We start from the raw sequence: 10,996 nt of genomic DNA on the forward strand, positions 1-10,996 counted from the left end.
CGGGCATGCGCCTGCTGCTGCCCACGACCGCCACGCTGCCGCTCTTCGACGTTGCCGCCAGCCGGCGCATCGAGGCGCGCGCCCTCACCCACTCGCCCGACCTGATGGCGCGCGCCGGCCTGGCGGTCGCCAAGCTCGCATTGGCCCTGCGCCGCGGCGACGGGCCGGTATGGATCGCCTGCGGCCCTGGCAACAACGGCGGCGACGGGCAGGTGGCCGCGCAGCGCCTGACCGAAGCGGCCGTGCCCGTGCATGTGGGTCACGACGCGCCGCACCGCCCGTCCCTCGTCATCGACGCCTTGCTGGGCCTGGGCCTCAACCGCGCGCCCTCCACCGAGATGCAACTCAGCTTCGCGGCGATGGCAGCCTGTGGCGCACCGGTGCTGGCCGTGGACCTGCCCAGCGGGCTGCTGGCCGACACCGGCCAAGCGGCTGGCGGCCATGCGGTGCGGGCCGACCACACGCTGGCGCTGCTGACACTCAAGCCCGGCCTGTTCACCGGCGAAGGGCGCGCCCACTGCGGGCGCCTGTGGTTCGACGACCTGGGCATCGCGCCGGACGAGGCGCCTTCCGCCGAACTGCTGGGCCCCACGCCGCGCCCAGCGCGCCGCGCCACCAGCCACAAGGGCAGCCACGGCCAGGTGCTCGTCGTCGGCGGCGCGCCGGGCATGCAGGGCGCGGCGCGGCTGGCTGCCCGGGCCGCCCTAGCCTGCGGCGCCGGGCGGGTCTATGTGGACCTGCTTGACCTGCCAGCCGATGAGCTTGCGGACGCCGGCCGCCCCGAGCTGATGCGCGGCACGCTGGGCGAGTTGCCGCAGGCCGTGGGCGTCGTCGGCTGTGGCGCTGGCGCAGCCATCGCGGATCAGCTCCCCGCGCTGCTGCAGCAGCTGCCCCGCCTTGTGCTCGATGCCGACGCGCTGAATGCCGTCGCCACACACCCGCGCCTGCAAGACCTGTTGCGCGCCCGGCCGGCCGGCACCACCGTGCTGACGCCCCATCCGCTCGAAGCTGCCCGGCTGCTGGGCCGGGACACCGGCGCCGTGCAGGCGGATCGCCTGACCGCCGCACGCGACCTGTCGGCCCACCTGAATGGCTGTGTCGTACTGAAAGGCTCAGGCAGCGTCATCGCTTCTGCGGGGGCGCGACCGGCCATCTGCGCCAGTGGCGGCCCGGCCCTGGCCACCGCCGGCAGCGGGGATGTGCTGGCCGGCTGGCTGGGCGGGCTGTGGGCCCAGCAGCCAGACGCAGACGCACACACCATCGCCTGCGCGGGCGTGGACGCACACGGCCGCGCCGGCGAGGTTGACGGCGTGCTGCGCGCGGGCGATCTCATCGAACGCCTGGCCGCGCTGCGCTGACCCTCAGCGGCGCTTGCGCGGCGTCGACTTCGCCGCCGTCTTCTTGGCCGCCTTGCCGGCCGCGCGCTTGGCCGCTTGCTGCGCCGCCTTGACCGGGTGCAGCGCGGCAACCACGGCCTTGCGGCTCTGCTTCACATCGCGGTCGGCCTGGCGCACGTCTTCCAGCGCCTCAACGGCAGTTTTGGGGGCGCGCTTTTTCGCCGCCACCTTGGCCACCGGCTTGCCAGCGACGGCACGGCTGGGCGCCCGTGCCTCGTCGGTCTCGCGCACCAGGCGGAAGTCAATGCGGCGACCGTCCAGATCCACGCGGCTGACCTGCACCTGCACACGCGCGCCGGTGGCGTAGCGAATGCCCGTGCGCTCGCCGCGCAGCTCCTGGCGCACCTCGTCGAAGCGGTAGTACTCGCCGCCCAACTCGGTGATGTGCACCAGGCCCTCAACGTAGAGCGCATCCAGCTGCACAAACAGCCCGAACGACGTGACCGCGCTGACGGTGCCGGCGAACTCCTCGCCGAGGTGGTCGCGCATGTAGCGGCACTTGAGCCAGGCCTCGACATCACGGCTGGCCTCGTCGGCGCGGCGCTCGTTGGCGCTGCAGTGCGCACCGACGACTTCCCAGCGCTCGGCCTCGTTGCGGGCGTCCGCCGGGTTGGGTGGTGCAGCGCGGCCGGGGCGTTTGGGCGCCTGCGGCACGTTCATCTTGCTGGCATCCAGCGTGCACTTCTTCGCCGCCAGCAGCGCCTTGATGACGCGATGCACCAGCAGGTCCGGGTAGCGGCGGATGGGGCTCGTGAAGTGCGTGTATGCCGGATAGGCCAGGCCGAAGTGGCCGGAGTTGGTGCCGGTGTAGATGGCCTGCTGCATGGAGCGCAGCAGCATCTGGTGGATCTGCTGCGCGTCAGGACGATCCTTCGTGGCGGCGGCGAGTTGCTGGAACTCGCGCGGCGCCGGATCGTCGGAGATGCCCAGTGAGATGCCCAGCGAGCGCAGGTAGTTCTGCAGCGTCTGGCGCTTCTCGGGCGTGGGGCCCTCGTGCACGCGGAACAGCGCGTGGTGCTTGTTGGTGTGGATGAAGTCGGCCGCGCAGACGTTGGCGGCCAGCATGGCCTCTTCGATCAAACGGTGCGCATCGTTGCGCGTGCGCGGGACGATCTTCTCGATGCGCCCGTTGTCGTCGCAGACGATCTGGGTCTCGGTGGTCTCGAAGTCGATCGCACCGCGCCGGCCGCGCTCGGACAGCAGCGCGCGGTAGACCTCGTGCAGGTGCAGCAGGTGCGGGACGAGCTCTCGCCGCTTGGCGGCCTCAGGGCCATGCGTGTTGCCCAGGATGGCCGCGACCTCGTTGTACGTAAAGCGCGCGTGCGAGCTGATGACGGCCGGATAGAACTGATAGGCGGTGACCTCGCCGTCGGTGGACACGAGCATGTCGCAGACCATGCTGAGCCGGTCCTCGTACGGGTTCAGCGAGCACAGGCCGTTGGACAGCTTCTCCGGCAGCATGGGGATCACGCGGCGCGGGAAGTAGACCGACGTGGCACGCTCATACGCATCGGCATCCAGCGGCTCGCCGGGCTTCACGTAATGCGACACGTCGGCAATCGCCACCAGCAGCCGCCAACCGTCGAAGGCCTTCTTGCCGCGGCCCTGCTTGAAGGGCTCGCAGTAGACAGCGTCGTCGAAGTCGCGCGCGTCCTCGCCGTCGATGGTGACCAGCGGCACATCGCGCAGGTCGATGCGGTGCTTCAGGTCGACGGCGCGCAGCTTCTCGGGCAGCTTGGCGCTCTGCGCCAGAGTCTCCGGGCTGAAGCGATGCGGCACGTCGTACTTGCGCACGGCGATCTCGATCTCCATGCCGGGGTCGTCGATCTCGCCCAGCACCTCGACGACGCGACCGACCGGCTGCGAGTACAGCGACGGCGGCTCGGTCAACTCGACCGCGACGACCTGCCCGGCCGTCGCATTCGCAATGCCGTTCTTGGGGATGAGGATGTCCTGGCCCATGCGCCGGTCCTCGGGCGCGACCAGCCAAACGCCAGACTCCAGCAGCAGGCGCCCGATAAGGGGCCGCTTCTTGCGCTCGAGGATCTCCAGCACCTTGCCTTCGGGGCGGCCACGCTTGTCAAAGCGCATGACGCGCACGCGCAGGCGGTCGCCATGCATGACGGCATGGGTCTCCTGCGAGGACAGATAGACGTCGGCGGAGCCGTTATCGGGAATCAGGAAACCATGGCCGTCGCGATGACCTTGCAGCGTGCCTTCGACTTCGCCGAGCAGCCCGGCACCGTCGGCATGGGAGGGATGTGTTGTGTTCTTCAAGTTTTTGATGCTATAGTCCGCGCTTTCCTGAAACGGCTCAGGGCTTCGGAAGAAGTTTTGAGAACCTTGCCCAGGTGGCGGAATTGGTAGACGCACTAGTTTCAGGTACTAGCGGGTAACTCCGTGGAGGTTCGAGTCCTCTCCTGGGCACCATAACAAGAAACGAAAAGGCCAGCACGCAAGTGCTGGCCTTTTTGCTTTGTGCGCCCCGGCGAGGCCGAAGGAGAAAAAGCGACGGCGCCCAACGCGTCGGGCACCGCCTTCGAGGGGCGCATCAGCGAATCCTGCCGGGCGCCCATCTTCACGTTCAGACGACGAATTTCTTCGCCAGGGCTTCGGGACCCATGCCGTCGTATTCCTCGAACGGCTGGTGGATCCACGGCGAGGTTTCGAGCATCTCGACGTAGTAGTCCGGCGTGTAGGCTGAGACCTTCTTCGTCCAGATGACGGCCGAGCGCAGTTCGCTGATGGCCGGCATGCCGCGCAGGCGTTCCACGACCGCCTTCAGCGTGACGCCCGAGTCTGCCAGGTCATCCACCAGCAGCACGCGGCCCGCCAGCTCGCCCTTGGGCATGGTGATGTACTTGGCCATGTCCAGCCGGCCCTGGATGGTGCCGGCCTCGGCGCGGTAGGAACTCGTCGACATGATGCCCAGCGGCTTGTCGAACACACGCGACAGCACGTCGCCCGGGCGCATGCCGCCACGGGCCAGGCAGAGGATCTGGTCGAACTCCCAACCCGAGGCATGAACCTTGAGCGCCAGGCGCTCGGTCAGCAGGTGGTATTCGTCCCAGGATACGTAAAGGTGCTTGCCGTCGTCGGTCAACATGGTGGTGTTGTCTCCGTGGTGTGATGGTGGTCAGGAGGCGGAATACGGGTGGCGCAGCACGATGGTGTGCTCGCGGTCAGGGCCGGTGGAGACCATGTCGATGGGCGCACCGATGACTTCCTCGACACGCTTCAGATAGGCGCGCGCGTTGGCCGGCAGCGCATCCCAGCTGGTCATGCCGAAGGTGGTCTCGGTCCAGCCCGGGAAGGTCTCGTACACGGGCGTGCAGTCCTCGATTTCGTCGGCATCCAGCGGCAGGATGTCCAGCAGCTGGCCGTTGAGCTGGTAGCCCACGCAGACCTTGATCTCGGCCAGACCGTCCAGCACGTCCAGCTTGGTCAGGCACAGGCCGGTGATGCCGTTGATGATGATGGAACGCTTCAGCGCGGCGGCGTCCAGCCAGCCGCAGCGGCGCGCGCGGCCGGTCACGGTGCCGCGCTCCTGGCCCACGGTGGACAGGTGGTAGCCGACAGTGCCAGGCTTTTCCCAGTCCAGCTCGGTCGGGAACGGGCCCGAGCCCACGCGCGTCGTGTAGGCCTTCGTGATGCCCAGCATGTAGTGCAGCATCTGCGGGCCCACGCCGGCACCGGCGGCGGCATTGCCGGCCACGCAGTTGCTGGATGTGACGTAGGGGTAGGTACCGTGGTCGATGTCCAGCAGCGTGCCCTGCGCGCCTTCGAACAGGATGTTGGCGCCGGCCTTGCTGGCCTTGTGGATCATGTAGCCAACGTCGGCCAGCATGGGCTTGATGGCTTCAGCCATCTTCATGGCCTGCTCGAAGATGGGCTCGAAGGCCAGCTCCTCGCCCTTCAGGTAGCCCCGCAGCGCGAAGTTGTGCAGTTCCAGCAACTCGCGCAGCTTCTTGGCGAAGCGCTCGGGATGCTTCAAATCCTGAGCGCGCAGCGCGCGGCGGGCCACCTTGTCTTCGTAGGCCGGGCCGATGCCCTTGCCGGTGGTGCCGATCTTGCCGCTGCCGCTGGTCTCACGCAGCGCCTCGCGCGCCTTGTCGACGGCGACATGGAACGGCAGGATCAGCGGGCAGCTCTCGCTGATGAAGAGGCGCGAACGCACCTCGACGCCGGCAGCCTCGAGACGCTCGATCTCGCTGAGCAGATGGGTCGGGTCCAGCACCACACCGTTGCCGATGTAGCAGGCCACGCCGTCACGCATGATGCCGCTGGGGATCAACTGCAGCGCCGTCTTGATGCCCTTGATGACCAGCGTGTGGCCTGCGTTGTGGCCGCCCTGGAAACGCACGACGCCTTGCGCGTGATCGGTCATCCAATCGACGACCTTGCCCTTGCCCTCGTCGCCCCACTGGGTACCGACGACGACCACATTGCGTCCACGCGCGGTTTGGCTTTGCATGTTGTTTGCCTGCTTGTAGCTTGGAAGAAAGTGGGGTCGTCGCGCTTTACAGCGCCCGGACGACCCAGCCAGTGTGCTCGCGAATCAGTTCGCGGTCACAGTCGAATTCATCGGCCTCGTGCTCATGGCCCGGCAGCACGCAGACCACCGTCTCACCCTGCTCACGCAGCGCGCGCACGGCCTGGCGCAACGACGCATCTTCACCCCAGGGGGCTCGCACGGCCGCGCGCAGCTTGGTGGCGGGCACCAGCGTCACCAGCGTCTTCAGGTCCAGGCTGAAGCCAGCTGCCGGGCGGCGGCGGCCAAACACGGCGCCCACCTCGTCGTAGCGGCCGCCGCGCAGCACGGCATCCGAGCAGCCCTCGGCGTAGGCCGCAAAGCGGATGCCGGTGTAGTAGGCATAGCCCTGCAGATCGGCAAGGTCAAAGCCCAGGTTGACTGCCGGGTGCACGGCAGCCAAGTGGCCTGCCAGCCAGTCCAGGTCAGCCAGTGCAGCCTGAACCAGCGGATGGGCCGGCAGCCGGCGCGCCGCCTCGGCCAGCACCTCACGGCCGCCATAGAGGCTGGGCAAGGCCAGCAGCGCATCGCGGGTCACAGCCGGCAGGCCTGCGGTCAGCTCGGTCAACACGGCGACGTCCTTGGCTGCCAGCGCGGCGGTCAGCGCAGCCAACGCCTCGGGCGACAGCTTCACGCCATCCAGCACGCCCTGCAGCAGGCGGGCATCACCCAGATCCAGCATGACCTTGTTCAAGCCCGCCCGGCGCAGCGCATCTAGCGCCAGATCCTGCACCTCCAGATCGGCTTCCAAGCCGGCATGGCCATAGATTTCGACGCCGAACTGCAGCGGCTCGCGGCTGGTGTTGAGGCCGTCAGGACGCGTGTGCGCGACAGGTCCGCAGTAGCACAGGCGCGTCACGCCGCGGCGGTTCAGCAGATGGGCATCAATGCGGGCGACCTGCGGTGTCGTGTCGGCGCGCAGGCCAAGCGAACGGCCGGACAACTGATCGACGAGCTGGAAGAGCTTGGTGCCCGAACCGCTGTCAGCGCCGGACAGCAGCGAGTCCAGGTGCTCCAGCAACGGGGGGATGACCAGCTCGCAGCCGTAGCCGCGGGCCATGTCGAGCAACTCTCTACGCAGCTCTTCGATGCGGCGCGCCTGCGAAGGCAGGACATCGGCGATGTGCTCGGGCAGCAGCCAAGCAGAGGACATGGGCGCAGGCTAGGCGGTTAAAAACGGCATTGTACCTATGCCCTTCCCGCCGCCACACACCGCGAGCCTTCAGATCAGCGCAACCACAGCAATCCCAGGGCGCCGAGCACGATGCTGACCAGCCCGATGAAGCGGATCTGACCGTCACTCATGGCCAGCACGCGGCTGAACACCTCGCGCCAGCGTGTGGGGCTGATCAAGGGCATCAGGCCCTCGATGATCAACACCAGCGCCAGTGCGCTGAGCAGCTCGGTCACTTGCGGGCGGGCGCCGCCGGCGCAGGACCAGCGCCCCGCATGGCCTTGAAGAAGTCGCTGCTAGGGTCGACGACCATGACGTCGCTCTTGCTCTTGAAGCTGGTGCGATAGGCCGTCAGCGAGCGGTAGAACTGCGCGAACTGCGGATCACGGCCAAATGCTTCCGCGTAGAGCGCGGATGCCTGGGCGTCGCCCTCACCCATGACCTTCTGGGCATCACGATAGGCCTCGGACACGATGACCTCGCGCTGGCGGTCGGCATCGGCCTTGATCTTCTCGCCCTCGGCCGCGCCGGTGGAACGCGCCTCATTGGCCACGCGCTTGCGCTCCGACTCCATGCGGCGGTAGACCGCCTCGGTGATGTCGGATGCAAAGTCCACACGCTTGATGCGCACATCCACGACCTCGATGCCGAACTGCTTGGCCTCGTCGGCCAGACGCTTCTGCACATCGTTCATGACCTTCTCACGCTCGGTGGCCAGCACCGCGATGACGGTGCGCTTGGTCACTTCCTCGTTGAACGCCGCCTGCACGATGGGCGAGAGGCGGTTCTCGACGTTGCGGATGTCGGCCCCGCTGTTGCGGATGAACTGGCGCGGCTCGGTGATGCGCCACTTGATGAGCCAGTCGATGACCAGGCTTTTCTTTTCGGCCGTGAAGATGGGGCGCGACTCGGCGCTGTCCAGCGTCTGCACGCGGCGATCCAGCAGCACCACGTTCTGGAATGGCGGCGGCAGCTTGCCGTGCAGGCCCGGCTCGGTGATGACTTCCTTGATCTCGCCCAGCGCGTAGACCGCAGCGAACTGGCGCTGGTCGACCACGAACAGCATGGACGAGGCCAGCATCAGCGCGACGAGGACGCCGGCAACGATGGCGGCAATTCGGTTCATGTCAGGGCTCCTCGATCAGCGGCCGTCGCGGCTGCGCTGGTTGTCACGGCTGCGCAGGTCGGTCGCGTTGGGCACGACCTGCGGCTCAGGCACGGTGGTGGGCTGCGGCGGCGACACCGTCACGGTCGCATTGCCCTGCTGCAGCAGCTTGTCCAGCGGCAGGTACAGCATGTTGGAGCCGGTGCGGCTGTCCACCATGACCTTGCTGACGTTGCTGTAGATCTGCTGCATCGTGTCGATGTAGAGCCGGTCCCGGGTGACCTGCGGCGCCTTCTGATACTCCGCGAGCACGCTGCGGAAACGCTGCGCATCACCCTCGGCGGTGGCGATCACGCGCGCCTTGTAGCCCTCGGCCTGCTCGCGCAGCTTGGCGGCCTCGCCCTGCGCGCGCGGGATCACCTCGTTCGCATAGGCCTCGGCCTCGTTCTTGATCTGCTCCCGGTTCTGCCCGGCCTTGAAGGCATCGGCAAACGCAGCCTGCACCTGCTCGGGCGCCTGCACGCTCTGCACGTTGACGTTCTTGACCTGGATGCCGGCCTTCAAGCGGTCCAACTGGGCTTGAATGGACTTAACGAGGTCGGTCGCGATGGCGTCGCGCTGCTCGTAGAGCACGGAGTCCATCTTGCTCTTGCCGACGATCTCGCGCACGGCGGATTCCGCCGCCAACAGCACAGCCTGTTCGGGGTCGCGGTTCTCGAACAGGAAGTCCTTGAGGTCGCGCACGACGAACTGCACCGAGAAGCGGATGTCGACGATGTTCTCGTCCTGCGTCAGCATGGACGAGTCCCGCAGCCCCGTGGCCGCAACCACCGAGTTACGACCCACCTCCACCTGGCGCAGCTGCGACACCGGCTGCACCTCGTGCGCCTGGAACGGGAACGGCAGCCGCCACTGGAAGCCCGCCTCCACCGTCTTGCTGTACTTGCCAAAGGACGTCACAACGCCCTGCTGGCCTTCCTGCACGATGAAGAAGCCACTGGCCATCCAGCCCAGTGCCACGACACCGGCGATCAGCCCGGCACCGATGCCCGCGCCCTTCATGTCGGGCGCACCACCGCCGGACGGGCCCACCGGGCCGGTCGGGCCTCCCGGCTTGCCGCCGAACATGCCGGAGAGCTTGCGATTGAAGTCGCGCCACAGCTCATCGAGATCGGGCGGGCCATCGTTGCGGCCGTTGTTCAGCAGCCGGCCAGCGGCGCGCGCGACCGGCGTCAACAGACGCCGGGCCCAGGGACTGCGGGGCGATGTGTGGGAAGTGCTGCTCATGCCTGGGTGGGGTCTGAGGATGAAGACTCGGGGTCGTCCGACGGGTAATCGTCGAAACGTGGGTCCCGCTCGTCGGGAATCAAGGGCTGCGCCTGCATGGCCGTCGCAATCAGCTGGCGCAACTCAGCCAGGCCGTCGCCTTCAACGGCACTGACAAACACGCGCGGCGTCGGCTCGGTGGAGCCGTTGGGGCGCAGCATCGCATCGACGATGTCGCGCGGGCGCTGGTCGTCGGCCAGCAGATCCTGCTTGTTGTAGACCAGGATCTGCGGCACATGACCCGCGCCGATTTCCTCCAACACACGCTCGACCTCGGCCATCTGCTCGTCCAGCACCGGGCTGGCGGCGTCGACGACATGCAACAGCAGATCGGCGTCGGCCGCCTCCTGCAGCGTCGCACGGAAGGCCTCGACGAGCTTGTGCGGCAGGTCGCGGATGAAGCCGACCGTGTCGGACAGCGACACGCTGGCCTCGGCCTGCTCCAGATAGAGCGAGCGGGTGGTGGTGTCCAGCGTCGCGAACAGCTGGTTGGCTGCGTAGCTGCGTGCCTTCGTCAGCGCATTGAACAGCGTGCTCTTGCCCGCGTTCGTGTAGCCGACCAACGAGACCTTGAAGACGCCGTTTCGGGAGCGCGACTTGCGCTGCGTGCTGCGCTGCTTTTGCACCTGCTTCAGGCGCTCCTTGGTCTTCTTGATGCGGTCGTCGATCATGCGACGGTCCAGCTCGATCTGCGCCTCGCCGGGGCCGCCGCGCATGCCGATGCCGCCACTCTGGCGCTCCAGGTGGCTCCAGCGGCGCACCAGGCGCGTGGCCAGGTACTGCAGCCGCGCCAGCTCGACCTGCAGCTTGCCCTCGTGGCTCTTGGCGCGCTGAGCGAAGATTTCAAGGATCAGCGCCGTGCGATCGGCGACCGGCACACCCAGCACCTTCTCGAGGTTGCGCTGCTGCGCGGGCGAGATGGCCTGATCGAACAGCACCGTGTGGGCCTGGTGGGCCTGCACGAGCAGCTTGATCTCGTCGGCCTTGCCGGAGCCCACGAACAGCGCCGCGTCGGGCGCGGGGCGGCGGGCGATGACCTTGGCGACCGGCGTATCGCCGGCTGATTCGGCCAGCAGCGCCAGTTCGTCCAGGCTTTCGTCAAAGCCCTGCTTGGCGGCGTGTCGACCGAAATCGACACCCACAAGAATGGCGCGCGCCGCCTCGGAGGGCGGCGTCGCGGCGTTGATAGCTGTCGAAGACAAGGGGGTGGGATCAGGCGTCCGCGGGAGCGTCGCCGGCGTGGAAGTTGACCGCGCGGCCCGGCACGACGGTAGAGATCGCGTGCTTGTAGACCATCTGGGTCACCGTGTTGCGGAGCAGCACGACGTATTGGTCAAACGACTCGATGTGGCCTTGCAGCTTGATGCCGTTGACCAGGTAAATGGAAACCGGCACGTGCTCTTTGCGCAGCAGGTTCAAAAAGGGATCCTGCAAAAGTTGGCCTTTATTGCTCATCGGTATGC

At 67.5% G+C, this 10,996-nt stretch carries 10 protein-coding genes and 1 tRNA gene; 2 read left to right on the forward strand and 9 right to left on the reverse strand.

Annotated features, from left to right (window positions below; all coding sequences use genetic code 11):
* Nucleotides 1-5 precede the first annotated feature (5 nt).
* Nucleotides 6-1,358 (forward strand): NAD(P)H-hydrate dehydratase, encoded by a 1,353-nt coding sequence (locus NYO99_RS16145; protein ID WP_268168276.1) that lies wholly within the window; start codon nt 6-8, stop codon nt 1,356-1,358.
* A gap of 3 nt (nt 1,359-1,361) precedes the next feature.
* On the opposite strand, the gene rnr is transcribed toward NYO99_RS16145, so the two are convergent.
* Nucleotides 1,362-3,683, reverse strand: coding sequence for a ribonuclease R (rnr, locus tag NYO99_RS16150; RefSeq protein WP_422395514.1), 2,322 nt, complete (start codon nt 3,681-3,683; stop codon nt 1,362-1,364).
* A gap of 59 nt (nt 3,684-3,742) precedes the next feature.
* Here rnr and NYO99_RS16155 point away from each other — a divergent pair.
* Nucleotides 3,743-3,827, forward strand: a tRNA-Leu gene (locus NYO99_RS16155).
* 154 nt (nt 3,828-3,981) lie between these two features.
* Here NYO99_RS16155 and NYO99_RS16160 read toward each other — a convergent pair.
* The 8 genes from NYO99_RS16160 to hfq form a co-directional block, all read right to left on the reverse strand.
* Complete coding sequence (locus tag NYO99_RS16160; RefSeq protein ID WP_268168278.1) at nt 3,982-4,503, reverse strand: phosphoribosyltransferase; 522 nt, start codon at nt 4,501-4,503, stop codon at nt 3,982-3,984.
* Nucleotides 4,504-4,533: 30 nt separating this feature from the next.
* Entirely contained in the window at nt 4,534-5,871 is a 1,338-nt protein-coding gene (locus NYO99_RS16165; protein ID WP_268168279.1) for an adenylosuccinate synthase, read from the reverse strand.
* Between the two features lie 46 nt (nt 5,872-5,917).
* Complete coding sequence (locus NYO99_RS16170) at nt 5,918-7,081, reverse strand: ATP phosphoribosyltransferase regulatory subunit (RefSeq protein WP_268168280.1); 1,164 nt, start codon at nt 7,079-7,081, stop codon at nt 5,918-5,920.
* Nucleotides 7,082-7,155: 74 nt separating this feature from the next.
* Nucleotides 7,156-7,338 carry a DUF2065 domain-containing protein gene (locus NYO99_RS16175; protein WP_268168281.1) on the reverse strand — a complete coding sequence of 61 codons (183 nt, stop codon included), beginning with the start codon at nt 7,336-7,338 and terminating at the stop codon, nt 7,156-7,158.
* Nucleotides 7,335-8,228 carry a protease modulator HflC gene (hflC, locus tag NYO99_RS16180; RefSeq protein ID WP_268168282.1) on the reverse strand — a complete coding sequence of 298 codons (894 nt, stop codon included), beginning with the start codon at nt 8,226-8,228 and terminating at the stop codon, nt 7,335-7,337. The genes NYO99_RS16175 and hflC overlap by 4 nt, the downstream gene beginning before the upstream one ends.
* A 15-nt stretch (nt 8,229-8,243) precedes the next feature.
* On the reverse strand, nt 8,244-9,494 hold the full coding sequence (gene hflK, locus NYO99_RS16185) for an FtsH protease activity modulator HflK (protein ID WP_268168284.1): 1,251 nt from the start codon (nt 9,492-9,494) through the stop codon (nt 8,244-8,246).
* A complete protein-coding gene (gene hflX, locus NYO99_RS16190; protein ID WP_268168285.1) occupies nt 9,491-10,735 on the reverse strand; it encodes a GTPase HflX in 1,245 nt (414 codons plus the stop codon). The genes hflK and hflX overlap by 4 nt, the downstream gene beginning before the upstream one ends.
* Before the next feature lie 10 nt (nt 10,736-10,745).
* Nucleotides 10,746-10,988, reverse strand: coding sequence for an RNA chaperone Hfq (hfq, locus tag NYO99_RS16195; RefSeq protein WP_056198163.1), 243 nt, complete (start codon nt 10,986-10,988; stop codon nt 10,746-10,748).
* Nucleotides 10,989-10,996: the final 8 nt, after the last annotated feature.

The organism is Roseateles hydrophilus (assembly GCF_026712245.1).
GTDB lineage: Bacteria > Pseudomonadota > Gammaproteobacteria > Burkholderiales > Burkholderiaceae_C > Pelomonas > Pelomonas hydrophilus.

Excerpts from the sequence above, each read along its gene's own strand:
- NYO99_RS16145 (WP_268168276.1), top strand. The coding sequence starts at position 6 with ATGCGCCTGCTGCTGCCCACGACCGCCACGCTGCCGCTCTTCGACGTT.
- NYO99_RS16160 (WP_268168278.1), bottom strand. The coding sequence starts at position 4,503 with ATGTTGACCGACGACGGCAAGCACCTTTACGTATCCTGGGACGAATAC.
- NYO99_RS16165 (WP_268168279.1), bottom strand. The coding sequence starts at position 5,871 with ATGCAAAGCCAAACCGCGCGTGGACGCAATGTGGTCGTCGTCGGTACC.
- NYO99_RS16170 (WP_268168280.1), bottom strand. The coding sequence starts at position 7,081 with ATGTCCTCTGCTTGGCTGCTGCCCGAGCACATCGCCGATGTCCTGCCT.
- hflC (WP_268168282.1), bottom strand. The coding sequence starts at position 8,228 with ATGAACCGAATTGCCGCCATCGTTGCCGGCGTCCTCGTCGCGCTGATG.
- hflK (WP_268168284.1), bottom strand. The coding sequence starts at position 9,494 with ATGAGCAGCACTTCCCACACATCGCCCCGCAGTCCCTGGGCCCGGCGT.
- hfq (WP_056198163.1), bottom strand. The coding sequence starts at position 10,988 with ATGAGCAATAAAGGCCAACTTTTGCAGGATCCCTTTTTGAACCTGCTG.